Raw genomic sequence first — 25,830 nt, forward strand, 5'->3', positions numbered from 1 at the left:
TCTCAGGAGATCCCGAACAGGGCCGCGGCGTTATCGTGCAACACCCCGCGCACCCAGTCGTCGCCGAGGTCGAGACGCGTGATCGCCTCGAGCGCATGCAGATAACTGTAGGGAATGTTGGGGTAGTCGCTGCCGAACAGAATCTTGTGCCCGACGTCGAGCAGGCGTTGCCGCGCCTCGGGCGGGAACGGCACCGTCTCCTCGCTGAAGTCGGTGAACGCCATCGTGGTGTCGAGGCGGACATTCGGATACTGCTCCGCGAGATCGAGAAACGCGGTGTACTCCGGCATCCCCATGTGCGCGACGATCAACGGCAACGACGGAAACCGGTGCAGCAGAGTGGCAATCGGCTCCGGACCGGTGTAGGTGCCGGGCGCGGGTCCGGAGCCGCAGTGGATGATCACCGGAACCTGACTGTCGGCGATCTGCGACCACACCCCGTCGAGCTGTGGATCGATGGGGGAGAAGTCGCCAACCTGGATGTGGCACTTGAAGACTCGTGTGCCGTCGGCGATCGCGCGGGACACGTAGCCGGTGGCCTGCTCCTCTGGGTAGAACGTCGCGGTGTGCAGGCAGTCGGGATGGTGGGCGGCGAAGTCGGCGGCCCACCCGTTGAGCCATTCGGCCATGTTCGGTTTGTGCGGGTACACGAGCGACGAATAGGCCTGCACCCCGAAGGCCTGTAGGCCGGCTACCCGGACGTCCTCGTCGGCGCGGTAGGTGATCGGCCATTCCCGTCCGACGAGCGGTCCGGCGGAGTCGAAGTAGGCCCACACCTTGTCCATCACCGGTTTCGGCATGAAGTGGGTGTGGACGTCGATCAGGCCGGGTAGACCCAGATCGTGCCAGAGGCGCCGGACGTCGGCGGCCTCACCGGAATCGAATGGTGCGGCGGCGCTGCCGGCGTGGTCCTCGGTCACGATCTCCACGCTAACCCACCCGCTCGGTTGCCGGACACGGTCGGCCCCAGATGGGTGAGAACTGCAACTTGTTCCGGTCACCGAGACCGGAGTTCGATACCGTCCGAAAATTGTGAAAAATATCTCGCACCAGTGATATTCGACACCCTGCACTCGGCTAGTGCTCAGCCGGGCGTGCGTTGACTGCAACGCGTTTCACTGTCAGCCCCTCGACGCTGTCATACCTGAAAGGCACCACCGTGAAAGCACCCCGCTCCATCCGGCGCGCATTGCGAACGACGACCCTCCTCGGCGCTACCGCGTTGCTCACCGTCGGCGGCGTCACCGCCTGCGCCGACGACAGTTCGTCGTCGGGGACTGCCGAGGCGACCGGTGGTGCGTCGGCGGCTGCCCTGCCGTCGAACCCGGCCACCGGTGACCCCATCAAGGTCGGTTACATCACCCCGGAGGGTGGCGCCATCACCCTGCCGATGGTGCGGGAAGCCGGGCAGGCCGCGGCCGACTACCTCAACAACAACGGCGGCGGCATCGGCGGGCACAAGGTCGACCTCGTCGTCTGCAAGCAGCAGGAGGACCCCGCGTCGGCGACCAAGTGCGCCAACGAGATGGTGGAACAGAAGGTCGCCGTGGTCGCCGCCCCGTTCGGCGGTCAGGGTGCGGTGATGGTGCCGATCATCACCGGCGCGGGCATCCCGTTCGTCGCGCAGGCCCCGGTGTCACAGGTCGAGATGGTGACGCCGAGTGCGTCGATGCTGTCGGGCGGCATCGTCGCGGTCCTCGCCGGTCAGGCGGCCACCGCGGCCAAGGACGGCGTCAAGAAGCTGTCGATCATCATCGGCGACACCGGCGACGCGGCAGCCTCGGTCAAGGCCGTCGGCGATCCGATGTTCAAGCAGGCTGGCGTCGACCTCAACGTCGTCGCCGTGCCCACCTCGGTGGCCGATCCGACACCGCAGATCACCGCCGGTCTGGCCGACAAACCCGACGCCGTGACCATCCTCGGCGATACCCGCCAGTGCATCAGTTCGCTCAAGGCGCTGCAGACCGTCGCACCGACGGTCAAGAAATACCTGATCGCCACGTGCCTGGACAAGCCGGTCGTCGAGGCCGTCGGCCCGCAGACCATCGCCGGGGCCAAGGCGTTCACCACGGTGAACCTGAGCGCCCAGGACCCGACCGTGGACCTGTACAAGAACGTCATGGCCACCTACGCACCCGACACCGATCCCGCCGGCATCGGATACCTCGGCTACCAGGTCATCATGTCGCTCGGCGAAGTCGGCAAGTCACTCACCGGGCCGGTCACGCCGCAGACCTTCGCCGCAGCGCTCGCCAACGCGAAGAACGTACCGCTGCCCGCCGCCCCGGGTCTCACCTTCACCTGCAACGGAACCGCCGTGCCTGCGCTGAAGGCGCTGTGCAGCAAGTCGATTCTGGTCAGCGACATCGACGCGAACACCAAGCTCGAGAACACCGTCGTCGTCAACAACAGCTGATCGGCTTCCCATGACAGATCATCTCGCGTTCCTCGCGCTCGGCCTGGGCAACGGTGCGGTCTACGCAGCGCTCGGCCTCGCCCTGGTGATGACGTTCAAGAGTTCCGGTGTGGTGAACTTCGCCACCGGGGCGGTCGCGCTATACGCCGCTTACACCTACGCCTACCTGCGACACGGCGAACTGCTGAACCCGATTCCGGGACTGCCCGCCACCATCGATCTCGGTGGGCCGTGGAAAGCCTTTCCGGCACTCCTGGTTTCGGTCATCGTGGCGGCGGTCGTCGGAGTGGTCCTCTACCTCGTCGTCTTCCGTCCATTGCGGACTGCGCCGGTGCTCGCGAAGGCGGTCGCCTCCATCGGCGTGATGCTGGTGATCCAGGCACTCATCGCGCTCCGGGTGGGCGCCGACTCACCCACCGTGGCACCGATCTTCGCGCAGAAGACACTCGACGTCGGGCAGAGTGCCGTCCCCACCGATCGGCTCTGGCTGGCAGCGGCAATCGTCGGGATCGCGATATGCGCCGGACTCGTGTTGCGCTACACCCGTTTCGGTGTCGCCACCGAAGCGGCGGCTGAGTCGGAGAAGGGCGCGCTGGTCACCGGCTTGTCGCCGGACAAGATCGCCATCAGCAACTGGGCACTGTCCAGTGCCACCGCCGGTTTCGGTGGGGTCGTCATCGCGCCGATCGTGCCGCTCAACCCGGTCGCCTACACCATGTTCATCGTGCCCGCCCTGGCCGCCGCACTCGTCGGGAACTTCTCCGGCATCGCCCTCACCGTCGGCGCCGGCCTAGCGATCGGCATGCTGCAATCGGAGGCGACGAACCTACAGGCGAGCATCGACTGGCTGCCCGACGCCGGTGTGGCCGAGGCGGTTCCGCTGATCCTCATCGTCGGGTTCCTGCTGGTCCGTGGGCAACCGCTGCCCGGCCGCGGCGTCGTCACCCGACAGGATCTGGGGCGTACGCCGCGACCCGATCGGCTACTGGTCCCGGGTGTCTGCGGTGCCGCGGTCGCGCTGGTCGCGCTACTGGCCACCTCCGGCAGTCTGCGGCTGGCGGTGATCTGCACCTTCATCTTCGCGGTCATCGCGCTGTCGCAGGTGGTGGTCACCGGCTATGCAGGCCAGGTGTCGCTCGCCCAACTCACCCTCGCGGGCGCGGGGGCATACAGCCTCAGCCGATTCGCCGACGACCTGTCCATCCCGTTCCCGATCGCCCCACTCCTCGCGGCGGTAGTGGCGATGATCATCGGTGTGGTGGTCGGACTCCCCGCGCTGCGAGTGCGCGGATTGCCGCTGATGGTCGCGACACTCGCGCTCGCAGTCTTCCTGGAGGCCTTCTGGTTTCGCAATCCGAGCCTCAACGGCGGCCTACAGGGTGCACCGGTCGGATCCCCGACACTGTTCGGCATCGACCTGGGAATCGGTGCGGGGCAGGGCTATCCACGAATCGCGTTCGGCGTGCTGTGCCTGATCGTGCTGATGCTGGTGGCCTACGGTGTGGCATGGTTGCGCCGCAGCAGCCTTGGCGCCTCGATGCTCGCGGTCCGGGCGAACGAACGGTCCGCCGCGGCCGCCGGAATCAACGTCGGTGCCACCAAACTGACGGCGTTCGCGATCGCCTCGTTCATGGCCGGTCTCGGTGGCGCGCTGCTCGCCTACCAACAGACCCTCGCGACCGCCGGCACCTACACGGTGTTCGCCGGGATCGGACTGTTCGCGGTGTTCTACATCGCCGGCGTGACCTCGATCTCGGGCGGACTGCTCGCCGGGGTGCTCGCCCCCGGCGGGGTGCTGTACTTCGTCATCGACCGCTACCTGCACTTCGGTGACTACTACCTGCTGATCAGCGGAATTCTGTTGGTGCTCACCGTCGTCGCCAATCCCGACGGACTGGCCGGGTATCTGCACCGGATTCGGATTCCGGGGCGGAGGGTGGCCCTTCGTGGCTCGGCCGGCGCCTCGCAACCCAGGGATCGCGATTACTTGCCGGCTGAGGAGCGACGTGCGAGCGAAGCGAGCCCGACGCGTCACGAAGCCCTTCGTAACTCGCACCTCAGGGATCGGGAGGGCTCGGGAGCAGCGGTGCTGCAGGTGCGCGACGTGACGGTTCGGTACGGTCCGGTGACCGCGGTCCACGACGTCGGCTTCGACGTGCAGGCCGGGGAGATCGTCGGCCTCATCGGACCGAACGGGGCGGGCAAGACCACCCTGATCGACGCCATCGGCGGATTCGCGCCGGCCACAGGACAGGTCACGGTGTGCGGCACGCAGATCTCCGGTCTACCACCGCATCGACGCAGCAGGGCAGGCTTGGGCCGCACCTTCCAGGACATCGAACTCTACGACGAACTGACAGTCGTCGAGAACATCACCGTCGGCGCCATCCGTGGCGGCGATACCCACGGTAGCGTGCTGGAAGTGCTGCAGCTCTTGGATATTCGCGAGCTGTCCGACGTGACCGCCGGTGACCTATCCCAGGGGCAACGGCAACTCGTGTCGGTCGCGCGGGTGCTGGCCGGACGTCCCCGGGTGGCCCTGCTCGACGAACCGGCGGCCGGCCTCGACAGCACCGAAAGCCGCTGGCTCGGTGAACGACTGCGGGCGGCACGCGGAATGGGCGTGAGCATGCTGCTCGTCGACCACGACATGGATCTCGTGTTGAGCATCTGTGACCGGGTGATCGTGCTGGACCTCGGCGCGGTGATCGCCACCGGCACCCCCGACGAGATCCGCGCCAACCCGGCCGTCGTCGAAGCCTATCTGGGATCGCCTGCGGCGTCGGATGACTCGTCCGCAGATCACCACGTACCCGAGGAAGTGACCCAGTGAGCACCGAGACCGTCCTGGAGTGTCACGGCCTGCAGGCCGGGCACACCCGCACCACCCCGTGTGTCCGTGACCTGAACCTTGTTGTCACCCAGGGAGAAATCGTCGCACTCCTCGGTCCGAACGGGGCAGGTAAGACCACCCTGCTCATGACGTTGGCGGGACTGCTGCCGCGGCTGGGTGGCACGGTGACGATCGCCGGCGAGGAACCTCCGAGCGGAAATCCCCGTGCGGCAGTACGATCCGGTGCGGTGCTGGTACCCGACGATCGATCGCTGTTCCGGCGACTGACCACCGAACAGAACCTGCGCCTGGCGATCAGCGGGCGCGGCTACCGCGCTCGAGATGCCATCGATCCTGTGCTGCAGCACTTCCCGGCGTTGCGGCCGCGGCTGAAGGTTGCTGCGGGTCAGCTCTCCGGTGGTGAGCAGCAGATGCTCGCCATCGGACGAGCGCTTCTGCAACGGCCGAAGGTGCTGCTGATCGACGAACTGAGCATGGGCCTCGCGCCGGTCATCGTCGAATCGATCCTGCCCGTTCTGCATTCGGTGGCCGAACGCGACGGCACCGCCATCGTTCTGGTCGAGCAGCATGTCCGGCTGGCCCTGGAGATCGCCGATCGCGGCATCGTGCTCGTCCACGGACAGGTTGTGTTGGCCGACGACGCGAGTGCACTGGCCGCCGACCTCGGTCGGGTCGAACGCGCCTACCTGGGTGGCGTCACAGCGTCGTGATCACGACGGTGCGCCTCGGGTACTGTGCGGCATCGGGCCTTCCCAGGTCTTGGGCACGATGAAGACGCCCTCGGCGGTCACCGTTTGTCCGTCCGCATCCGAGATCGACCCCCGCACGATCTTCTTGCGCCCCTGGCGTTCGACGATGATCGCCTCCGAATGTAGGGCGCCGAGCGGGGTGGGCCGGAGATAGCGCACCGAGATAGTGCCGGTGTAGCCGGGTGCCTGGTCGGCGCTGGCGGCCTCACCCAGCACCTGATCGAGCAGTAGTGCGGCGACCCCGCCGTGCACACAGCCGGGTGGACCCTCGTACGCGGCCCCGAGGACAAAGTCGGTGCTCACCAGACCGTCGGGATGCCGGACGGTGCGCAGCGGCGGAGCGATCGCGTTACGCACTCCGATGACAGCGTTGCCCCACGGCATCCCCTGCATGTCGGCGGTGTAGCGCACCCCGTAGGCACCGTCGATCTGCGCCGCACGCAAGCGGTCGGTCGCATCAGCGATCATCTGCTGAACGTCCCGGATGGTGTCGTCGTCCACCTCGGTCCGGATGGTGGCATCGATCAACCCGCGCACCGCGTCGGTCAACGGCTCGAAGAGCGCCCGACGTCGGGCGATCTCCGCGTCCGAGATGTCCTCCAGGGTGAACTCCATGGCGCTCCTGACTCGGCGGTCGACACTGTGGCCTTGGTTACTCTCAGTGGCCAGCAAAACTAGAACGTGTTCTAATTTAGCAGTAGAACAAGTTCTAGTTTACCGAACTGGAGATCCGGCCTCGGGTCGCCCGGTTCGGAGCATCGCATGCAGGGGAGTGATGGCGATGACCACCGACACCGCCGACATCGAAGACGTCCGCACCGCGCCGCAGGGCCGCCGCAACGAGACCTGGATTCGGTCAGTGCTGCCAGTGTTGCGGCTGGTCGCGAAGGGGTACTTCCGGTCCGAGGTCCGCGGCATCGACAAGGTGCCGGACGGCGGTGCCCTGCTCGTCTCGAACCACTCCGGTGGTCTGCTCGCCTTCGACGTCCCGGTCATCTCGGTGGCTTTCGCCGACAGGTTCGGCGCGCGGCGGCCGCTGTTCACCCTGGCTCACGACCTGCTGTTCACCGGTCTGGGTGACGCCATCTTCTCCGGGTTCGGGTTCTTACGTGCGGATCGTCGCAACGCCGTCGACGTGCTGCGCGCCGGTGCGGCGACAATCGTCTTTCCGGGCGGTGACTGGGAGGCCATGCGCCCCACCCGCCAGAGCGCCACCATCGACTTCCACGGCCGCACCGGCTACATCCGCACCGCGCTGGAAGCCGACGTACCGATCGTGCCCATCGTGACGATCGGCGGACAGGAAACCCAGATCTTCCTCAACCGCGGCGACGGACTCGCCAAGTTCCTGCGCGTCGACAAGCTGTTGCGGATCAAGAGCGTGCCGCTCGGACTCGGACTGCCCTTCGGCATCACCCCCGGCTTCCCGCCGAACGTGCCACTGCCGTCGAAACTGGTGACCCAGGTCCTCGACCCGATCGACATCCGCGCGGAGTTCGGCGACGACCCCGACATCGCCGAGGTCGACCGCCACGTCCGCAAACACATGCAACACGCCCTCGACGAGCTCGCCCGCAACCGCCGGTTGCCGATCCTGGGATAGGTGATCCCCATGACGAACCTTCACACCACGATGGCCACCCTGCGCGACCGCATCGCGGCGGGCCGGTGGCTGACAACGGTGTTGCTGCGCAGCGGATTTCTCACCGCGCTGCGCCCCGACCGCTATCTGCAGATGGGACTGGCCCTGCGCCGTCACGGCGGCGCGTCCCCGGTCAGCGGCATCGGCCTCGCCGCCGCCCGCACCCCACACACCACCGCCCTCATCGACGACGCCGGCCAACTGACCTGGGGTGAACTCGATCAGCACGTCGACGCGTTCGCCGCGGCCGTCGCCGCGATGCCCGGTCCGCCGATCCGGACCTTGGCCGTGCTGTGCCGCAACCATCGGCACCTCGTCGAAACCCTCACCGCCGGAACTCGACTCGGCATCGACACGATACTGCTGAACACCGGCTTCGCCGCACCGCAACTCACCGACGTCCTCGATCGCGAAGGTGCCGACCTCATCGTCGCCGACGACGAGTTCGCCGACCTCGTCGCGACGGCCGCCCGACGCTGCCCGACGTTGCGGTACGTGCGGGCGTGGCCGGAAACCATTGTGCCGACGATGGATACGGTCGGCACCGTCGACGACCTGATCGCCGCGCACCTCGGCGAACGCGCGCCTCGGCCGGAGCGTGCGGGCCGCATCGTGCTGCTCACCTCCGGCACCACCGGAACGCCCAAGGGTGCGCGGCGCGGGGGCAGCACCGACGTGTCGTCGCTGGCCGCCATCCTGGACCGGATTCCCTGGCGGGCGGGAGAATCCACTGTCATCGCGGCACCCGCCTTCCACGCGTGGGGATTCGGGCAGGTGGCGATCGCGGCCACCATGACCTCCACCATGATCATGCAACGCCGATTCGACCCGGCCGACACCCTCGACCTCGTGCGCCGCCACGGTGCTACCGGCCTCGCCGTCGTCCCGGTGATGCTCGAGCGCATCATGGATCTGCCCGACGACGAACTCGACTTACGGCCGATCTCGACGCTGCGTTTCGTCACCGCCAGCGGTTCTCGGATGCGCACAGATGCGTTGTTGGCCTTCATGAATCGTTTCGGCGATGTCGTCTACAACAGCTACAACGCCACCGAGGCGGGACTGATCAGCACCGCCACGCCCAGCGACCTGCGGGCCGCACCCGACACCGCAGGACGCCCCCTCACCGGCACCAGCATCCGCATCCTCGATGACACCGACCATGAACTCCCCGTCGGTGAGATCGGGAAGATCGTGGTGGCCAACAACTCCGGCTTCGACGGCTACACCTCCGACGACACCAAGGCCTTCGCAGACGGCTACATGGTCTCCGGGGACGTCGGGCGGTTCGACGACCAGGGACGCCTGTTCGTGGTCGGCCGCGACGACGAGATGATCGTGTCCGGCGGCGAAAACGTCTACCCGCTCGAGGTCGAACAGGTCATCGGCGAGCTGGACGTCGTCACCGAGGTCGCCGTGCTCGGCGTCGACGACGACCGGTTCGGGCAGCGGTTGGCGGCGTACGTCGTTCGTGCGCCGCACGCGGTGATCGGTGCTGACCAGATCCGTGAACATGTGCGCGAGCAGTTGGCCGGGTTCAAGGTGCCGCGCGACGTGTACTTCCTCGACGAACTGCCGCGCAACGCGACCGGCAAGATCCTCACACGAGAACTTCTCTCGCCCACAGCACAATCAGAACGGAAGGTCAGCTAGGTGGAACGCATGACCGGGCCCGACGCCCTGATGCTGAACATGGAGACACCGTCGACGCCGATGCACACCCTCAAGGTCGCGGTGCTCGATCCGTTGCGGCGTGGCCGACCGGTCACGCTCGCCGAGCTCGTCGACGTACTCCCGCGTTACCTGGGTATGTTTCCCCGCGCGACGCAGAAGTTGCGGTGGCTCCCCGGTTACCCGGCGCGCCCGTTCTGGGTGCACGACAACGATTTCGACGTCAGCGACCACCTCGACGAACGCTATGTCGCGGTCCCCGGCGTGCGTGCCGACCTTGATGCGGTGCTCGCCGATCTCGCGGTGGAGCAGTTGGACCGGGCGCGTCCGCTGTGGGCGCTGACCCTGGTCCACGGACTTGCGGGTGGTCGGCAGGCGGTGGTGGTGCGGGTGCATCACGCGGTCGCCGACGGTCTCGCCGCGCTCAACACGTTCATGGCCGCGACCTCGGCGGCCGATGGCCGGGTGTCACCTGCCCCGGTTGCTGACATCGATGCCCCCCATGACCATCGGACGCTGTGGCAGGCCGCGCGGTCGGAATCCTGGCGACTCCTGCGCGGCGTGCCGACGGTCGTGTCCGACTTCGCCCACGCCGCCCGCGTCAAGCGTAGCGACGACGGCGCAGACCGCATCCCGGTACCGTTGACGGTGCGCCGCAACAGCTTCAACGCGCGTAGCGGTGCGCAGCGGGTGTGTGCCTCCGCGTCGATCCCACTGGCATCGGTGCAGCGCATCGCGGTGGCCACCGACACCACGGTGAACGGTGCCCTGCACGGGATCATCGCCGGCGCCATGCGCGCCGAGCTACTGGCCCGAGGCGAGGAACCCGGCGTATCGGTGACGGTGTTCGGGGTATGCCGCGACCTCACCTCGACGCGGACCCACGGCAATGAGATCGCCACCGCTGCCGCCTATCTGCGCACCGACATCGCCGATCCGGTGGCGCGGGTGGTCGGCACCGCCGAGAGTTGCGCCGCCACGGTGCGACGTCGCCGCGACATCGGATTCGACCTCACCGAGAAGGTCGCCACCTACACCGGACGGCTCGGACCGGTTTTCCGGGGACTCGCTGCACACCGCGCACCGCTGGTGATGAACAACATCACCACCGCGAACATGCCGGGCCCCAGGGAAACCCGCTGGATCGGCGACATCGAGGTCGTCGACTGGATCTCCTTCGCGCTGGCCATCGCACCCGCCGACGTGAACCTCACCGCCTACAGCTATGCCGGCCGAATCAGTATGGGACTCATCGCCACTCCCGAATCCATGCCCGATCCGGCGGGGTTCCTCGACCGGGTCGGCGATGCGGTAACGGAACTCGAAGAGGCGCTGCATGTCTCTGACGCGTCGGAGTTGGCGGGAGAGCCCGCTTGATCGACTGGGAGTCGGGGCTGGCGCGGGTCGGATTGTTCGCCGGCGTGCTGCCGCGCGCGATCGGCAGTTCGCGGATGGCCGGACGTGGTGATGCCGCCGGCGGACTGCCCGCCGCGGGGTGCGGGCCCCGGGCGGTCGGGGAGACCGCGATCGACGAGTTGTTCATCGCGGTCAACTCGGTGATCCGCGACATCCCGCCGCTTGAGCTGGTGGAGGCCAACGTCGCCCGCTGCGCGGAGGTCGCCGACGAATTCGCCGCCCTCGGACCGTCCGGTGTGCACGTGGACCCCGGTGCGCCGCAGATTCTCTCGCGCGACCGCAAGGTGTTCGGCACCACCGGATTCCACCACATCGACTACGCCGTTGAATCGAAACTGCCGGAGTCGGTGTCGCTGCTCGACCCGTACGCCGACGGGGTCGCCTCGGTACGCGTCCTGTCCCGCGGCCGCAGTCGACGGCGATGGCTGATCTGGGTACACGGCGCCGCGCAAGGCCGCGCCGACGACCTGTACGCCTTCCATGCCTCGCACCTGCACAAGAAACTCGGCTACGAAGTCGTGTTCCCGGTCCTGCCCGCCCACGGGCTGCGGCGGCTGCGACCGATCGCCTATCCCGGCTTCGATCCGCTGCTCAACGTCCTGATCACGGTGCGCGCCATCGCCGAGATCCGCTCCCTGATCACCTGGATCGACAGCCACGAGCCCGCCGAGATCGCCATTGCCGGAACGTCATTGGGCGGGCCCATCGCCGCGATGGTGGCTTCCCTCGACGCCCGCATCGACTCGGTGCTGGCTGTGGTACCCATGCTGGGGATGCACGACACGCTCGCCCATCACATGGCGCGCGGCGGCTCCAAAGGACGGGCGCTGGCGCGGCTGATGAGCAGCGACCCGGTCCGCGCAGTGTCGTCGGTCATCGATCCGCTGACCGCCGATCCGATGCCAAAGCCGGACCGCCGCATGGTCATCGGCGCCCTCAACGACCGCGTCACCTCGGTCGCTGCCGCCCAACGACTGCATCGGCACTGGGGTGGCCGCGTGCACTGGTATCGGGGAAGTCATGTGGGGCACGCGATGTCGCAGGATGTGCGCCACGCCGCGGATGGCTTTCTGCGGCGACCGCATTTCCCGCTGGTCGAGTAAGGGAGGAGCTTGCGACGACCGCATTTCCCGCTGGTCGAGTAAGGGAGGAGCTTGCGACGACCGCATCGAGACCGACGCGCACATGATCTCGATGCGGGAGGGAGACTTTCGGATCATCACGTCGCATCGAACTGTTGTAACTGAGGCCGGGTGGTGACGATGTGCGCCACCGCTCGGTCACTGACGCACAGACATTGGTGCGGAACATCGGCCGGGTACCGGACGAAGTCGCCGGCGAACGCGACGACCAGATCACCGACCGGACCCAGCTCGAGACGACCCTCGCTGACGAAGACGTGGTGCAGCGTTCCCGGCGAGTGTGCCTCGATCACCGCGTCGTCCGTGCCGTCACGCTCGAACCGCACCAGCAGATTACGGACGTAGCCTGTTCCGTACACCTCGTCGAGGAGTCGCTCGGCACTCGGCCCAGTGGACGACCACACGGAGTCGCCGGCCCGCTGCACGTAGACCGGCGTTCCCCATTCGGTGAGCACCCGGCGCGCCGAAACATCCAGTGCGGCACAGATCAAGATCAACGTCTCCACCGTCGGATTGCCGGTGCCCTGTTCGATCTTGGACACCGTCTGCTTGGCGAGCCCCGACCGGCGTGCCAGTTCGCCCAGTGAGTATCCACGTTCCACGCGGAAGCGCCGGATGTTCCGTGCGACCAATTGATTCGCTTCTGACACTTCGTCAATCGTCACTTATAAGAGTCTACCGTCATTCTTGACATACCCAGGTGTCGCGCTGAAAGATGGATCCCACGAGTCCGGCGACGTCGCCGGACCCAAGCTCTGCGACAGCTGGGGATGCCGCGCGGAGCTCTCACGGGGGGTGGGACACATGATGAGATCGTCTATCTCGCAATGCCTTCATGCACTGATCCGGACGGCGATCGTCGTCGCGGCGCTGATGGCCGTGGGGCCGATGGCACTGGCCGTGCCCGCAATCGCGAGGGCCGATGCGCCGCTGACGCCGCCATCGCAACCGACTCGCGGCCTCGGCGCCAACGGTCCGTGCGCTGCCTCGACCAGGATCGAACCCAATCCGCACGACATCACCCAGAAGATCACCATCTACAGCCCCGCCGGGCGAGGGGCCACACCACTCACGGGTGGCCACTGTAACGACGCCAAGCGTCCGGTCGTCGTGGTCGTCCACGGCTTGCTCGCCGGTATCGACGACCAACTGCTGGGCAGCAGCCTGCTGTACGCCGACATCATCAACCACTTTGTCAGCACGGGCAACGTTGTCGTCTTCGCCAGTTGGCCGACCAATCCCTACGACTTCGCCCGCTCGGTGCCGAAAGAGGACGCCGCCCTGACGATCGCGAAAAACTTTGCACCGCGCGGGGATTTCACACGGCTCGGTATCGTCGGTCATTCGATGGGTGGCGGCGCGGTCCCGTACCTCGCACAGCATGCCGTGGCCCGGGGCTGGGGGTCGAAAGCGTTGTGGCTGTTCCAACTTGCGCCGGCCTTCGCGACCGGCGTGGGCACCGGGAAGATCGCACTGCCTGCGCACACCCATGTGGTCGTGGAGAACTACGACCACGACAACATCCTCGACGCACGCCTCGGGATCGATCAGTTCAGCGCCTACACAGTGCCTGTATCGAACAAGCGATATGTGATGGTGCGCAGTGATGTTCGTGGTCCGTTGCAGCGGCTCGATGCGACTCATCTCTCGCCGAACACGCTTCTCGCGCCCAATGACGCCGTCCGGTTCTTCGGGATCTACCGGGTCGGCGACGCACTGCAATCCTGTTCGTTGACCGGTCGCTTCTGCGACACCGATCTGAGCTACATGGGGCGATGGAGTGACGGCCGACCGGTCACGCCGGCCATCTCTACCGTCCACCCGGTCGACGCCGGCCCGCGCGCCGACGCATTCAGCGCGTTCGGCCTCCCGGGAGAATGCGACACACCCGCGAATCCGCGCGCCGCAGTGTGCCCGTCGTAGCTGGGGCGCAACCCGTTTTCGTTCTCAGGGAGCGGTTGAGGCAATACCCTCGAGAATGTCGGGCCGCGCGTCGGCGACGATCTCATCTCGATCGGCGGGCAGGGCGAATCCGTCGGCGATCATGAGATCGGTTGCCGCATGGTATTTCTCCAGGTAGTCCCTGGCATCGTCGTACCGGCGACGGAGCGCATCGACCGGGGCGTCGGTGGTCGACCCAAAGAGGATGCAGATGCGGGGCAGGTCACCGGTCACCACACCGCTCAGCACCTGGGTGGGGGCGTCGACGCAGGGGGTTCGCACTCCGCTGAGGACGTTCCCAACATCGTCGAGGACGAAGCCGGTTGTGCCGTTGGCCGTGGTCACCTCGAGCGGGGCAGCAATCGGCGGCGTGGATGCGCCGGCAGCCCAGGCGTTCAAGTGATGGAGCGCGGCCCGCAGCGGAAAGCGTTGTTGCCCACGGTTGACCGGCGTCGGACACCCCAACATTTCCTCGTACGGGCCGATCTGGTGCAGGTCCGCGTGTGCGGTGCCGGCGATCTCCCAAATGCGTACCCGATCGGTGTCGGGTTGCCGCGAGCGATGAAACTGAAAATTGGTGAGCACGTCGGTCTCGGTCTGCACGATGAACACCGGGATGTCGAGGTCGTCGCGGATGGTGGTGGGCTCGCGCGAGAAGACCGTGTCGACGGCGATGCCGCTCCCGACGTCGCCGAGCGGCATGTCACCGGCCGCCCGGCTGTGGATCAGGATGCCGTCGAACACCTTGTGGTAGGCGGCAAAGCTGTTCGCATAGGTGGTCAGGGCCATCGCCGATTGGGATTCGCCGACGGCGAGGGTCTGACGCACCGTCAATTCGGACATCGGATGGTTGTCGTCGGGGGAGCGCAATGCGTCGCCGACGACACCGAAGATGTCGAAGCAGTAGGCGTCGCCGGGATGATGCAGCCCCGCATACCGGTCGGGATCCTTCTCGGCCAGGCTCTGCGGCGCGGGTGCGTCGATGCCCGATACCGAACCATGCCCGCCTTCGATGCCGATGTACTGTGCCGAGACCCCCGCCCACGCATATCCGCTGCGCACGAGCTCCTCGGCCAGGTAGGTGTAGTCGGGGGCGGCGTCTGTTCCGGAACTCACGTTGAGCCACTCGACGACGAGGGTGCCGTTGAAGTCGACATCGCGTTCGGGGCGCCGGACGAGGACCCGGGTGGTGAACGAGTCCTCTCCGGCCGGGGCGATCGTCGCGTTCTCGGTCATCTCGCTTCGAGTCGCGAGGCCGGTTGCGGCGTACTCGTTCTCGCGATAGCCGTGGGTGTCGAGCTCCGGACCCGGGCTCGCACTGAGGATCGAGCAGCCATTACCGCCGGTGAGTTCACGAAAGGTGATGCCGGAGATCACTTCTGGCTCTCGCGATGCTTCTCGATCACTTTCCCGAACATGAAGTGCATCTTGGTCCCCAGCGGCCACCCGATGTAGTAACAGAGGAACAGCGAGATCTCCTCGAGTTGCTCCGGCGTCAGCTCGCCGTTACCGAGTGCGGCGCCGGCCTGGATCTCGGCAACGTCGATCTGACCGGACTGGGCGAGCGCTCCGAGCAGAACCAGCCGACGGTCGCGGATCGAGAGTCCCTCACGTGACCACACTTCGCCGAAGACCTGATCGGCGGTGTGTGCGAAGAAATCACCCGGGCCGTCGGACATCTCCCAGCCGTACACCTTCGACATCATCTCCAGGCCTCGAGCGCGCTGCTCGGTCTGGGGTGTGTCCTCGACGTTCGTCATGACTCTCCTTCGTGATGGGGCACGCCGAGGGCCGCAGCCAGATCGCGATTCGCGATCTGCGCCAACGGAAGATCGACGCCGAGTTGACCGCCGAGGGCCAACGCGAGGGATAGGTCCTTCTCACCCAGGGTACGCACCGGCAGGAAGATGTCCCGCCAGAAATCACCGTCCTCGATCTCGGCGGTCGTGTCGCGCAGCATGATCGCTCCGGCTCCACCGGTGATCGAGTCGGTGTGCCGGACGACCTTGCCGAGTTTGGTGATGTCGATCCCGGCCGCTTCGGCGAGACGCGCCGCTTCCGCGGTGGCGGTGAACGAGACGAAATGCAGGAGATTCCGGGCGAGTTTCATCTTGGTGCCCGCACCGACCTCGGGGCCGGCGTGGATCAACATCTCCGCGGCGAGCGCGTATGGCTCCTTGAGCCTTTCGTACGAGTCGCGGGCACCGCCGACCATGATCGCCAGCCGCCCCTGCTCGGCGGCCATCGCGCCACCGGAGATGGGTGCGTCGAGCAGCACGACGCCGCGCTCGGCGCACACGGCCGCGAGGTCGACCGCGGTCTCCGGGCTGATCGTCGAGTGCACGGTGATGATGGTGCCGGGGCGCGCGGCCGACAACAGCCCGCGGTCGCCGGTGACCACCGTGCGTACCTGTTCGTCGTTGAGAACACAGATCCCGATGATGTCGGTGGCGGCAGCCAGATCGGCGAGAGAATCAGCTTGCTGCGCACCCTGATCCACGAGTTTGGCGACGGCCTCGTCGGACAGGTCGAAGACGGTGAGGCCGCCCGCCCACTTCGCGAGACTGCCGGCCATCGGGCCGCCGATATTGCCGAGGCCGACGTAGCCGAGCCGAATCGATTCGCTCACGACCGAATGACCTGCCCGCCGTCGACGTTGAAGATCTGCCCGGTCACCCAGGAGGCCTCGTCGGAGAGCAGGAACAGGCACATACCGACCAGATCCTGCGGGGTCCCGAACCGCTTGAGCGGCAGGTGGTTCACGATGTCCTGGACCATCTCCTTAGGGGTGGTGGTCCGGGTCGCCTCGGTGTCGATGGGTCCGGGTGCAATGGCGTTCACGCGGATGTTCTGTCCGCCGAGTTCGGTGGCCAACTGCTGGGTGAGGCCGTTGATGCCGACCTTGGCCAGTCCGTAAAAGCCACTGTAGAGCCATGCGGCGGTGGAGGATTGGTTGACGATCGAACCACCACCCGTCATGTGTGGGTAGACGGCGCGGGTGACGTTGAGAGCGCCGTCGAGGTTCACGCTCATGAACTTCTTGTAGTAGTCCCACGGCACGGTGATCAGGAAGTCGAGTTTCATGCCACCGTAGATGGCGGCGTTGTTGACCAGGTAGTCGATCTTCCCGTAGGCGTCGACGGTGGCCTGGGCCAGTGCCTGCGCCGACTGCTCGTCGGCGACATCGGTGCTTACGTAGAGTCCGCCGATGTCCTCGGCCACCTGCTTGCCCTTTTCGTCGTTCAGATCGGCGATGACGACGGTTGCGCCCTCGGCGGCGAGTGCGCGGGCGTAGGCCTCGCCGATGCCGCCGGCGGCGCCGGTCACGATGGCGACTTTGTCAGTGAAGCGGTTGGTCATGGTTTCTCCTTGGTTGGTTCTTCCGTTGATCGAGTAGGGCTCCGAGCTTGCGAGGAACCGCATCGAGATCTCTCACGCAGGCCGCGCAACGGCTTTGGTCTCCAGGTACTCCTCGAACCCGGCGACACCCATCTCGCGGCCGATACCGGATTGCTTGTAGCCGCCGAACGGGACGTCCGCGGCGTACCAGATGCCGCCATTGACACCCATGGTGCCGGTGCGAACCCCGTTGACCACCTTGGTGATCCGGTCTTCATCGGTGCCGTAGACCATGCCGGACAGGCCGTAGGGGGAGTCGTTGGCGATGCGGATTGCATCGTCGTCGCCGTCGTGGGCGATGATCACCAGGACCGGTCCGAAGATCTCTTCCCGGGCGACGCGGGCGGAGTTGTCGAGGCCGGAGATCAGGGTGGGCTCGATGAAGAAGCCCTTGTCCTTGTCGGCGGGGCGGCCGCCGCCCGTCTCGATGGTGCCGCCCTCTTCCTTCGCGAGCGCGATGTAACCCTCGACGCGTTCGAGCTGGGTGGCGGAGATCAGTGGGCCGCAGATGGTTCCGGCGTCGGTGGGGTCGCTCGCAGGTAGGCCGGCCATGGCGTCGCGGGTGGCGGCGATCGCCTCGTCGAGTTTCTCCCGGGGCACGAGGAGTCGGGTGGTGATGGCGCAACCCTGACCGGCGTGCGTGACGACCGCGAAAGCGGCCATCGCACAGGCACTCTTGAGGTCGGCGTCGTCGAGGACGATGAATGCCGATTTGCCGCCGAGTTCGAGGAACACCTTCTTCAGCGACTCCGACGCGGCGGCCATCACCTTCTTGCCGGTGGCGGTGGATCCGGTGAAGGACACGATGTCCACGCGTGGGTCGGTTGAGAGCTGCGCCCCGACGGAGTGGTCGCTGGAGGTGACGATGTTGACGACACCGGGCGGGAAGTCGGTCTCCTCAGCGATGACCTTACCGACCAGCGCTGCCGCCCACGGGGTGTCCGGAGCGGGTTTGAGGACCACGGTGCAGCCCGCGGCGAGCGCCGGTCCGATCTTGGCGAAGTTGATCTGGTGCGGGAAGTTCCACGGGGTGATGGCGCCGACGACGCCAACGGCCTCCCGACGGATCTCGCGATGGTTCTTCAAGCCCATCGGCTTGGCCTCGCCCAGATCCTCGGTCCACGTGAAGTTCTCGGCGAGATCGGCGAAGTAGCCGAGGTCGTTGACCGGCCCTTCGAACTGCGGGCCGCTGGTCAAGAACGTGGGACAGCCGACCTCCTCGGTCGCCAGTGCCCGCAACTCGTCGGCGTGGGCCAACAGGGCATCACGCAACTGACGTAAGCATCTGGCGCGGAAGGCATGATCTCGCGACCAGTCGGTGGTGTCGAAGGCGCGACGCGCGGCGGCGATCGCGGTATCCATGTCGGCGGCGGTGGCATCGGCCGCCTGGCCGATGATCTCCTCGGTGGCGGGATTGACGATGTCGAAGGTGCCGGCGCTGCCGGGCACGAGTTTGCCGTCGATCAGTAGATCCGACGACGACGCGGGGCGTAGGGCCATGGTCTGAAACTCCATCTGGACAGGTGTCTGGACTCGCGTTCAAACCTAGTGTAGCCTCGCTCACATGTCCAGTCCCGTATCGCAGGAATCCACTCGCCGGCGGCTGACCCAGCAGCAGGCCGAAACGGTCACGCGACTCACCGACGCGGCCGTCGAAGTACTCAACGACGAGGGGTTCGACGGGCTCACCGTCCGCATGGTCGCCAAGATGGCCGGTGTCGCGCCGGCCACCGCATACACCTACTTCTCGTCGAAGAGTCACCTTGTCGCCGAGGTGTTCTGGCGTCGGCTCTCCGCCGGGGTGGCCGAACCGGACCCGCTGGCAACGCCGGAAGAGCGGGTCGCGCAGGTGCTGCGCGAGGTATCGATGGTGGTCGCGGGTGAAGGGCAGCTCGGCGGTGCAGTGACCATGGCCCTGCTCGGCACCGACCCCGACGTGGAACACCTGCGCATTCGAATCGGCGGATTCATTCGGATCCGCCTTGCCCAGGCACTCGAGGTCGACCCGGAGAACCCGGGCCCGCTCGTCGACGCGCTCGAGATGATCTACGCCGGCGGCCTCGTCCACGCGGGCATGGGCCACATGTCCTATGAGCAAACCTCGGAACGTCTTGTCGCAGCCGCACATCTACTGATGGAGAAGTCATGACCGACACCACCCCGGGTACGGGGACGGTCGCCGGGATGGAGCAACGCCTCCCGTTCGACCCGTACGCCTATGGGTTCCACGAGGATCCGTACCCGACCTACCTGCGCCTCCGGCGGGAATCACCGGTCTACTACAACGCCGAGATGGACTTCTGGGCACTGGCCCGCCACGAGGATGTTCGGAACGGATTCCGGGACACCACACGGCTGTCCAACAGTTGGGGCGTGTCGATGGACCCGTCGTCGTATGGGCCCGATGCGCACAAATCCATGTCGTTCCTGGCGATGGACGACCCCAAGCACATGCGCATCCGCAAGCTCGTGTCCAAGGGCTTCACCCCGCGGCGCGTCAATGAACTCGCCGGCCGTATCACCGCGCTCACCCACCAGCATTGGAGCAAATGCCTGGACAAGGGCGAGTTCGACTACATCGCCGACTTCGCCGGACTGCTGCCGATGGACGTCGTCTCCGAACTCCTCGGGGTACCCGAGGCCGACCGGACGCACCTACGCCACCAGTCCGATCTCCTGCTGCACCGCGAAGAGGGGGTCACCGACATCCCCGAGGCCGCGATCTACGCCTATATCGAACTGCACAAGTACTATTCGGCGCTCATCGCCGATCGCCGCAAGCGCCCGGGCGAGGATTTGGTGTCGGCGTTGATCTCCGCCGAGATCGACGACGACGAGACGGGCGAGAAGATCAAGCTCACCGAGGACGAGATCGTCGGGTTCATGGTCCTGATGGTGGTTGCCGGCAATGAGACCACGACGAAACTACTTGCCAATGCCCTCTATTGGGGCTGGCGCAATCCCGATGAACTGGCCAAACCGCTCGCCGACGCCGACGCGGTACCGGACTGGACCGAGGAGACCCTGCGATACGACAACTCCACGCAGATGGTGTTGCGGCGGGTGGTCGCCGACGCGGACTACGGGGATTTCGTGATCCCCGAAGGACATCGGGTCCTGCTGCTCGTCGGATCCGCGAACCGCGATGAGGAGGTGTTCGGCGACGACGCCGACACCTACACGATCGGTCGTGACTGCAGCCAGGCGCTGATGAGTTTCGGTCTCGGCGCCCACTTCTGTCTCGGCGCGCACCTCGCACGACTCGAGTCCAACATCGGTCTCGCCGAGGTCGTCAAATCCATTCGCAGCGTGGACATCGACATCGACAACGCGGTGCGTGTGCACTCGGTGAACGTGCGTGGATTCGCTGAACTCCCGGTGAAAGTGCAGGTGCGCTGATGGCCTTCATCCCTCATCCCGAGCGACGTCCGGTACTCGTCGCCGGAGCCTCGTCGGGCATCGGCGCGGCGACCGCCGAATATCTCGCCGCCGCAGGCCATCCCGTCGCACTCGCCGCGCGGCGCGTGGAGAAGCTGCAGGAACTCGCGGAAAAGATCACCACGGCCGGCGGCGAAGCGGTGGCCGTACCGCTCGACGTCACCGCCCCGGCGTCGGTCACCGACTGCGTCGCCAAAGCCGAAGCGGCACTGGGCCCGTTGGAGATCGTCGTGGCCGGCGCCGGCGATCTCGCGGTCGGCCTGTCCTACGAGTTCACGCCGGAAGAGTTCGCCGACCAGGTCAACATTCACCTCAACGGCGCCTACCGGCTCTACCGCGCGGTGATCGGCGGCATGATCGACCGTGCCCGAGGTGATTTCGTCTTCATCGGCTCCGACGTCGCACTGCATCCGCGGCCCTGGTCGTCGGCCTACGTCGCGGCAAAATCCGGTATCGACGGCCTCGTCGCCACCATTCAACTCGAACTCGAGGGCACCGGCGTGCGGGCCGGTGTGGTGCGCCCGGGGCAGACGCTGACCGGGATGGGCATGAACCTCGACGACACGACGACCGAGAACATGCTCAACGACTGGATCAAGCACGGACTCGCCCGGCACGGTAATTTCCTTGCCCCCGAACACATCGCGCAGGCGGTGTCGGCGATGGTGACGATGCCGCGGGGCGCCCAGATGCGGGCCGTCGAGGTCGAAGCCGAAGGCGCCGTCCCGCGAGCCAAGCGTGCACCGACCACCGAGCAGGAAAAGGGGAATCACTGATGACCGCGCTGACCAAGCCCAAGCGCGTCTCCGGCGGAGACGGCGAACACGGCCACCTCGACGAACTCGCCACCGACCCGATCGGACTGTTCTGGCGAACCCGTGAAGAGTGCGGTGACGTGGGACAATTCCAACTCGCCGACCGTGAAGTGGTGCTCGTCTCCGGGGCGCTGGCCAACGAGGAGTTCTTTCGGGCGCCCGAGGAGGATCTCGACCAGGCCGCCGCATACCCGTTCATGACACCGGTGTTCGGCGAGGGCGTGGTGTTCGACGCCAGCCCGGAGGAGCGCTCCAAGGCGATCCACAACTCCGCGCTCAAGGGCCCGCACATGAAGCAGCATGCGGTCACCATCCCGAATGAGGTGGAACGCATCATCGCGCAGTGGGGCGATGAAGGCGAGATTGACCTGCTGGAGTTCTTCGGCGAGTTGACGCTCTACACGTCGTCGGCCTGCTTGATCGGCCGCAAGTTCCGCGAACAGCTGAACAAGCATGTGTCGGAACTCTTTCACGACCTGGAGAAGGGGACCGATCCGATCGCCTATGTCGACGCGTACGCGGATATCGAGAGCTTCCGCAAGCGCGACGCCGCCCGAGCCGAACTCGTCGCGTTCATCCAAGGTGTGATGGACGAGCGGATCGCGAATCCGGTTGCGGAGAAGGATGACCGCGATCTGATGGATGTGCTGATCCAGGTCGGGTTCGACGCGAACACGATCACCGGCATGTTCATCTCGATGATGTTTGCCGGGCATCACACAACGCAGGGCACCGCCGCGTGGACGCTGATCGAACTGTTGCGCAATCCCGACTACATGAAACGCGTCTACGACGAACTCGACGAGATCTACGGCGACACGCCCGCCGGCGAGCGACCCGAGTACACCTTCGCGCACACCCGGCAGATGCCGCAGCTGGAGAACGCGCTCAAAGAGGCGCTGCGGCTCCATCCGCCCCTGATCATCCTGATGCGGTTGGTACAGCAGGACTTCCACGTCGAGGACTTCGAAATCAAGGCCGGGCAGACGATCGCCGTCTCGCCGGCGATCTCCAACCGGCTCCCTGAGGACTTCCCGAACCCGGATACCTTCGACCCCGACCGCTACGAGAAGCCGCGGCAGGAGGATCTCGTCAACCGGTGGACGTGGATTCCCTTCGGTGCTGGCCGACACCGCTGTGTCGGTGCACAATTCGCGATCATGCAGCTCAAGGCAATCTTTTCGGTGCTGTTCCAGAACTACGAGTTCGAGATGCTGCAGCCATCGGAGAGCTACCGCAACGATCACTCCAAGATGGTCGTTCAGTTGCAGCAGCCGTGCCGCGTAGCGTATCGGCGGCGGCAACGGTGATGGCGATGCGTATCGAGGTCGACCTCGACATCTGCCAAGGACACGGCATGTGCGAGATGGAGGCACCGGAGGTATTCGAGACGCACTCCGACCACGTCAAGATCTTGGTCGACCGTCCCGCCGAGAGTCAGCGCGCCGAGGTCGAGGCCGCCGTGCAGTATTGCCCCACCCAAGCTTTGAGAATTGTCGAAGACGACGAGTGAACGGGAGTGAGAGACATGCCTTTTGATCGCGCCGAACTGGAAGAGATGAAACAACGGTGGCTGGACGCCAACGTCGTGGCCGAGAAGGCCGGTGACTGGAAGCCGCTGGCCGAGTTCTACACCGAGGACGCCACCTACGGCTGGAACTACGGGCCCGACAAGGACTTCATGGCCGTGGGCCGCGACGAGATACGGGACATCGCGCTGGGGCAGGAGATGGAGGGACTCGAAGGCTGGGAGTATCCCTACCAGGAGTGGGTGATCGACGACCAGACCGGCTCGATGATCGGCTTGTGGAAGCAAGTGTATGAAGGCACCAGGGACGACGGCAGCCACTATGCCCTCGAGGGCATTCAGGGCAGCTGGTTCAAATACGGCGGTAACTTCCAATTCCGTTGGCAACGTGACTTCTTCGACTACGGCAACGTGTCCGCCCTGTTCATCGAGATGCTGAAGAACAACGCGATGAGCGACGGCATGCTCAAGCGGATCGAGAAGGCCACCGGCGACCAACCCGGGTGGTATCCGTTCGGCAAAGCGCCCGTGCCGTTCTGGTGATCTGAATGACTCGACCAGCCCCGAGCTACTCAGATCTGAGCCAGGAACAACTGGCGATCCTGCTGCCCGAACTCCTGCTGTCCGGCCAGTTGATCGACCGCAGCGGCATGGCCCATCTCATCAGCGCCTTCGGCCGAGAAGTGATGGGACAGGTCGCCATCGAGGAATGGATGGCCGCAAGCCCGGTCTACACCCACCGGATGCGGACCACCATGGGCATCGACGGCGACGGCGTCGAGGACATGTTCAAATGCCTGCAACTCGACATCGGTGCGCCACCGCAGTTCATGGACTTCCGCTACGAGATCACCGACAAATATCACGGTGCCTTCGTGCTGAATCACTGTGGCGCACTGATGGACGTCGAGCCGATGGGCGACGAATACGTGACCACGATGTGTCACGACATCGAGGATCCCACGTTCGACGCCACGGCGATCGCCACCAACCGGCGAGCCCGCATTCGCCCGATCCACCGGCCGCCGCGCCTGCCGGCCGACCGACACCCACACTGCGCGTGGACGGTCACCATCGAACCGGACCGCGAGGAGTTGCCGCTACCGCCGGACGCCGAAGAGATGTTCACGCGCAGGGCCGCTTCCGTTGAGCTGTCCTCGGTCGATGAGGAGTCGACGGACGGCTGGATTGACTATCGAGGCCCGCTCGTCGACGACCTGCAGTTCCGGGAATGGTCGCACAGTCTGCTCGTCCGAACTGCGGAAGAGGTTGCACTGCAACACCAGCTGCTCGCACTCGGCTTCCTGGTCTCGCTGCGACGAGTCGCGTCGGGCACCGAGCAGGTGAGCGAGATCTATCGGAAGCAACTCACCGGCATTGCCGGCCTCAGCGCCGACCGGCTCCGCGCGGCTTTGGGTGTGGGACGCGACGCCGAGGGCCTGGCGACGGTACTCGCGCTGCACCCGTGCTTCGGGCCGACGCAGTACACGGGTGTCTCGGTGGCTGTCGACGGGGACCAGGTACGGCTGCGGATTCCGCGGCACTCCGACGCCATGACCGACGGCGGGTGGGTGACGTTGCTGACCGACGAGCACTTCGAGCCGCTGCAGGCCGCGGCCACCGCGGTCGATCCGCATTGGGCGGTCGCGGACGCGGTTATGGTCGATGACGCACTCGAGGTGACCTTCGGCATGGGCGAGCAAGCCCGGAAGGAATCGGGTGAGGTGGCGGTTGCGCGGTTCAGTTCCGGTGCCACCTTCGAGTTCAGCGACCGGGGCAGGTCGATCCCGATCACGCCGGTCACCAGCGGGGTGTGATGAACGGCGAGCCCGAACTCAGCCTGTCCGGACGAGTAGCCGTCGTGGCCGGCGGTACTCGCGGTATCGGACTCGCCGTCACCTATGCGCTCACCGGTAGAGGGGTATCGGTGATCGTCAACGGTCGTGACCCGGAAGCGGTTTCGGAGACCGTTGCCGAAATCCGGGGCGGCGGTGGCTACGCGATCGGTGTGGTGGGATCGGCGGGTGAGGACGGTGTCGCCCAACAGATGGTCGACACCGCACTTGCCGAGTTCGGGGCACTCGACATCGCCATCAACTGTGCGGGCATCGCCGAACCGGTGGGATCGACGATCCTGACCATCACGTCCGACGAGTTCCGCGAACAGGTCGACGCGCATCTGATGAGTGCGTTCCATCTGACGCAGGCGGCCGGGCGGGTGTTCGTTGAGCAGGGATCGGGGTCGATCGTGCTCACGGGATCGGCCGCCTCGCTCGGGATGTTCGGTGGCAGCGGCTATCCCGCGGCAAAAGGGGGAGTCAATGCGCTCGCGCTGGCTGCGGCCGCCGACCTCGCCGACCGGGGTGTGCGGGTCAATGTCGTAATGCCCGGTGCGAAGTCACGGTTGTCCTCCGGCGACGACTATGTCGCGCACATCGAGAACCTGTACCGGCGTGGGATTCTCGACGAGCTCACCCGGGACGCCGCGCTCGACCCGGCGCCGCCGGACTACGTTGCCGCCCTGTATGTCTTCCTCGCCGGCGACGGTGCCCGCCACCTGACCGGGCAGATCTACACGGCGGCCGGCGGATTCATCGGGCGATACGACCCGCAGCAGCCGACGTTCGTCGCCTACCGCGATCATCAGGAGACCGCGCCGTACGGTCTCGAGGAGCTCGCGGCATTGCTGAAGTAAATCCGTTCCTCAAGCACGGAGCGCGACCACCCGAACCCTGAGTGTGTGCGATGTGCGTGACCACCCGATCCCTGGGGTGCGAGGCGCCAGCCGAGCCACGAAGGGCGACGTGGGCGGGCTTCGT

At 66.1% G+C, this 25,830-nt stretch carries 24 protein-coding genes; 16 read left to right on the plus strand and 8 right to left on the minus strand.

Annotated features, from left to right (window positions below; genetic code table 11):
• Window positions 1-2: 2 nt before the first annotated feature.
• Window positions 3-920, minus strand: coding sequence for an amidohydrolase family protein (locus AAFP30_RS16805; RefSeq protein WP_419231106.1), 918 nt, complete (start codon window positions 918-920; stop codon window positions 3-5).
• A 239-nt stretch (window positions 921-1,159) separates the two neighbouring features.
• Between AAFP30_RS16805 and AAFP30_RS16810 the strand changes: the two genes are divergently transcribed.
• From AAFP30_RS16810 to AAFP30_RS16820, 3 genes are read left to right on the plus strand one after another with little or no spacing between them, the layout of a single operon-like run.
• Window positions 1,160-2,416: an ABC transporter substrate-binding protein gene (locus AAFP30_RS16810; protein ID WP_419231107.1), complete on the plus strand. Its 1,257-nt coding sequence runs from the start codon at window positions 1,160-1,162 to the stop codon at window positions 2,414-2,416.
• Between the two features lie 10 nt (window positions 2,417-2,426).
• Complete coding sequence (locus AAFP30_RS16815) at window positions 2,427-5,249, plus strand: ABC transporter permease subunit (protein WP_419231108.1); 2,823 nt, start codon at window positions 2,427-2,429, stop codon at window positions 5,247-5,249.
• The gene (locus AAFP30_RS16820) at window positions 5,246-5,980 is read left to right on the plus strand and encodes an ABC transporter ATP-binding protein (RefSeq protein WP_419231109.1); all 735 of its coding nucleotides are present in this window, start codon (window positions 5,246-5,248) and stop codon (window positions 5,978-5,980) included. The genes AAFP30_RS16815 and AAFP30_RS16820 overlap by 4 nt, the downstream gene beginning before the upstream one ends.
• On the opposite strand, the gene AAFP30_RS16825 is transcribed toward AAFP30_RS16820, so the two are convergent.
• On the minus strand, window positions 5,981-6,634 hold the full coding sequence (locus tag AAFP30_RS16825; RefSeq protein ID WP_419231110.1) for a PaaI family thioesterase: 654 nt from the start codon (window positions 6,632-6,634) through the stop codon (window positions 5,981-5,983).
• Between the two features lie 160 nt (window positions 6,635-6,794).
• Between AAFP30_RS16825 and AAFP30_RS16830 the strand changes: the two genes are divergently transcribed.
• The 4 genes from AAFP30_RS16830 to AAFP30_RS16845 are packed head-to-tail and all read left to right on the plus strand — an operon-like array spanning window position 6,795 to window position 11,851.
• Window positions 6,795-7,622, plus strand: coding sequence for a lysophospholipid acyltransferase family protein (locus AAFP30_RS16830; protein ID WP_419231112.1), 828 nt, complete (start codon window positions 6,795-6,797; stop codon window positions 7,620-7,622).
• Between the two features lie 9 nt (window positions 7,623-7,631).
• A complete protein-coding gene (locus tag AAFP30_RS16835) occupies window positions 7,632-9,314 on the plus strand; it encodes an AMP-binding protein (RefSeq protein ID WP_419231113.1) in 1,683 nt (560 codons plus the stop codon).
• 9 nt (window positions 9,315-9,323) lie between these two features.
• Window positions 9,324-10,709, plus strand: coding sequence for a wax ester/triacylglycerol synthase domain-containing protein (locus AAFP30_RS16840; RefSeq protein ID WP_419231114.1), 1,386 nt, complete (start codon window positions 9,324-9,326; stop codon window positions 10,707-10,709).
• Entirely contained in the window at window positions 10,706-11,851 is a 1,146-nt protein-coding gene (locus tag AAFP30_RS16845) for an alpha/beta fold hydrolase (RefSeq protein ID WP_419231115.1), read from the plus strand. Before AAFP30_RS16840 ends, AAFP30_RS16845 begins: the two co-directional genes overlap by 4 nt.
• 116 nt (window positions 11,852-11,967) lie before the next feature.
• On the opposite strand, the gene AAFP30_RS16850 is transcribed toward AAFP30_RS16845, so the two are convergent.
• The gene (locus tag AAFP30_RS16850; RefSeq protein WP_419231117.1) at window positions 11,968-12,555 is read right to left on the minus strand and encodes a helix-turn-helix domain-containing protein; all 588 of its coding nucleotides are present in this window, start codon (window positions 12,553-12,555) and stop codon (window positions 11,968-11,970) included.
• Between the two features lie 139 nt (window positions 12,556-12,694).
• Here AAFP30_RS16850 and AAFP30_RS16855 point away from each other — a divergent pair, with 139 nt between their 5' ends.
• The gene (locus tag AAFP30_RS16855; protein ID WP_419231118.1) at window positions 12,695-13,813 is read left to right on the plus strand and encodes a hypothetical protein; all 1,119 of its coding nucleotides are present in this window, start codon (window positions 12,695-12,697) and stop codon (window positions 13,811-13,813) included.
• Window positions 13,814-13,837: 24 nt separating this feature from the next.
• On the opposite strand, the gene AAFP30_RS16860 is transcribed toward AAFP30_RS16855, so the two are convergent.
• The 5 genes from AAFP30_RS16860 to AAFP30_RS16880 form a co-directional block, all read right to left on the minus strand.
• Window positions 13,838-15,208 (minus strand): alpha/beta hydrolase domain-containing protein, encoded by a 1,371-nt coding sequence (locus AAFP30_RS16860; RefSeq protein WP_419231119.1) that lies wholly within the window; start codon window positions 15,206-15,208, stop codon window positions 13,838-13,840.
• Complete coding sequence (locus tag AAFP30_RS16865) at window positions 15,205-15,591, minus strand: carboxymuconolactone decarboxylase family protein (RefSeq protein ID WP_419231120.1); 387 nt, start codon at window positions 15,589-15,591, stop codon at window positions 15,205-15,207. Before AAFP30_RS16865 ends, AAFP30_RS16860 begins: the two co-directional genes overlap by 4 nt.
• Entirely contained in the window at window positions 15,588-16,460 is an 873-nt protein-coding gene (locus AAFP30_RS16870; protein ID WP_419231121.1) for an NAD(P)-dependent oxidoreductase, read from the minus strand. Before AAFP30_RS16870 ends, AAFP30_RS16865 begins: the two co-directional genes overlap by 4 nt.
• Window positions 16,457-17,191, minus strand: coding sequence for an SDR family oxidoreductase (locus tag AAFP30_RS16875; protein WP_419231122.1), 735 nt, complete (start codon window positions 17,189-17,191; stop codon window positions 16,457-16,459). The genes AAFP30_RS16870 and AAFP30_RS16875 overlap by 4 nt, the downstream gene beginning before the upstream one ends.
• Window positions 17,192-17,263: 72 nt before the next feature.
• The gene (locus tag AAFP30_RS16880) at window positions 17,264-18,730 is read right to left on the minus strand and encodes an aldehyde dehydrogenase (protein ID WP_419231255.1); all 1,467 of its coding nucleotides are present in this window, start codon (window positions 18,728-18,730) and stop codon (window positions 17,264-17,266) included.
• Between the two features lie 64 nt (window positions 18,731-18,794).
• Between AAFP30_RS16880 and AAFP30_RS16885 the strand changes: the two genes are divergently transcribed.
• The 8 genes from AAFP30_RS16885 to AAFP30_RS16920 are packed head-to-tail and all read left to right on the plus strand — an operon-like array spanning window position 18,795 to window position 25,706.
• Window positions 18,795-19,379: a TetR/AcrR family transcriptional regulator gene (locus AAFP30_RS16885; RefSeq protein ID WP_419231123.1), complete on the plus strand. Its 585-nt coding sequence runs from the start codon at window positions 18,795-18,797 to the stop codon at window positions 19,377-19,379.
• A complete protein-coding gene (locus AAFP30_RS16890; protein WP_419231124.1) occupies window positions 19,376-20,629 on the plus strand; it encodes a cytochrome P450 in 1,254 nt (417 codons plus the stop codon). Before AAFP30_RS16885 ends, AAFP30_RS16890 begins: the two co-directional genes overlap by 4 nt.
• Window positions 20,629-21,444: an SDR family oxidoreductase gene (locus AAFP30_RS16895; RefSeq protein WP_419231125.1), complete on the plus strand. Its 816-nt coding sequence runs from the start codon at window positions 20,629-20,631 to the stop codon at window positions 21,442-21,444. Before AAFP30_RS16890 ends, AAFP30_RS16895 begins: the two co-directional genes overlap by 1 nt.
• The gene (locus AAFP30_RS16900; RefSeq protein WP_419231126.1) at window positions 21,444-22,793 is read left to right on the plus strand and encodes a cytochrome P450; all 1,350 of its coding nucleotides are present in this window, start codon (window positions 21,444-21,446) and stop codon (window positions 22,791-22,793) included. The genes AAFP30_RS16895 and AAFP30_RS16900 overlap by 1 nt, the downstream gene beginning before the upstream one ends.
• A 5-nt stretch (window positions 22,794-22,798) precedes the next feature.
• Window positions 22,799-22,996 (plus strand): ferredoxin, encoded by a 198-nt coding sequence (locus tag AAFP30_RS16905; RefSeq protein WP_419231127.1) that lies wholly within the window; start codon window positions 22,799-22,801, stop codon window positions 22,994-22,996.
• A gap of 15 nt (window positions 22,997-23,011) precedes the next feature.
• Window positions 23,012-23,554 (plus strand): nuclear transport factor 2 family protein, encoded by a 543-nt coding sequence (locus tag AAFP30_RS16910; RefSeq protein WP_419231128.1) that lies wholly within the window; start codon window positions 23,012-23,014, stop codon window positions 23,552-23,554.
• Window positions 23,555-23,559: 5 nt separating this feature from the next.
• Window positions 23,560-24,828: a hypothetical protein gene (locus AAFP30_RS16915; RefSeq protein ID WP_419231129.1), complete on the plus strand. Its 1,269-nt coding sequence runs from the start codon at window positions 23,560-23,562 to the stop codon at window positions 24,826-24,828.
• Window positions 24,828-25,706, plus strand: a complete 879-nt coding sequence (locus AAFP30_RS16920; RefSeq protein ID WP_419231130.1) for an SDR family NAD(P)-dependent oxidoreductase — start codon at window positions 24,828-24,830, stop codon at window positions 25,704-25,706. Before AAFP30_RS16915 ends, AAFP30_RS16920 begins: the two co-directional genes overlap by 1 nt.
• Window positions 25,707-25,830 lie beyond the last annotated feature (124 nt).

Source organism: Gordonia sp. CPCC 205515 (genome assembly GCF_048537925.1).
Lineage (GTDB): Bacteria > Actinomycetota > Actinomycetes > Mycobacteriales > Mycobacteriaceae > Gordonia.

Bases quoted from the DNA above. Each gene is read 5' to 3' on its own strand.
- AAFP30_RS16815 (WP_419231108.1), top strand. From the start codon at position 2,427: ATGACAGATCATCTCGCGTTCCTCGCGCTCGGCCTGGGCAACGGTGCG.
- AAFP30_RS16825 (WP_419231110.1), bottom strand. From the start codon at position 6,634: ATGGAGTTCACCCTGGAGGACATCTCGGACGCGGAGATCGCCCGACGT.
- AAFP30_RS16830 (WP_419231112.1), top strand. From the start codon at position 6,795: ATGGCGATGACCACCGACACCGCCGACATCGAAGACGTCCGCACCGCG.
- AAFP30_RS16835 (WP_419231113.1), top strand. From the start codon at position 7,632: ATGACGAACCTTCACACCACGATGGCCACCCTGCGCGACCGCATCGCG.
- AAFP30_RS16840 (WP_419231114.1), top strand. From the start codon at position 9,324: ATGACCGGGCCCGACGCCCTGATGCTGAACATGGAGACACCGTCGACG.
- AAFP30_RS16855 (WP_419231118.1), top strand. From the start codon at position 12,695: ATGATGAGATCGTCTATCTCGCAATGCCTTCATGCACTGATCCGGACG.
- AAFP30_RS16865 (WP_419231120.1), bottom strand. From the start codon at position 15,591: ATGACGAACGTCGAGGACACACCCCAGACCGAGCAGCGCGCTCGAGGC.
- AAFP30_RS16875 (WP_419231122.1), bottom strand. From the start codon at position 17,191: ATGACCAACCGCTTCACTGACAAAGTCGCCATCGTGACCGGCGCCGCC.
- AAFP30_RS16880 (WP_419231255.1), bottom strand. From the start codon at position 18,730: ATGGCCCTACGCCCCGCGTCGTCGTCGGATCTACTGATCGACGGCAAA.
- AAFP30_RS16885 (WP_419231123.1), top strand. From the start codon at position 18,795: ATGTCCAGTCCCGTATCGCAGGAATCCACTCGCCGGCGGCTGACCCAG.
- AAFP30_RS16890 (WP_419231124.1), top strand. From the start codon at position 19,376: ATGACCGACACCACCCCGGGTACGGGGACGGTCGCCGGGATGGAGCAA.
- AAFP30_RS16895 (WP_419231125.1), top strand. From the start codon at position 20,629: ATGGCCTTCATCCCTCATCCCGAGCGACGTCCGGTACTCGTCGCCGGA.
- AAFP30_RS16900 (WP_419231126.1), top strand. From the start codon at position 21,444: ATGACCGCGCTGACCAAGCCCAAGCGCGTCTCCGGCGGAGACGGCGAA.
- AAFP30_RS16905 (WP_419231127.1), top strand. From the start codon at position 22,799: ATGCGTATCGAGGTCGACCTCGACATCTGCCAAGGACACGGCATGTGC.
- AAFP30_RS16910 (WP_419231128.1), top strand. From the start codon at position 23,012: ATGCCTTTTGATCGCGCCGAACTGGAAGAGATGAAACAACGGTGGCTG.
- AAFP30_RS16915 (WP_419231129.1), top strand. From the start codon at position 23,560: ATGACTCGACCAGCCCCGAGCTACTCAGATCTGAGCCAGGAACAACTG.
- AAFP30_RS16920 (WP_419231130.1), top strand. From the start codon at position 24,828: ATGAACGGCGAGCCCGAACTCAGCCTGTCCGGACGAGTAGCCGTCGTG.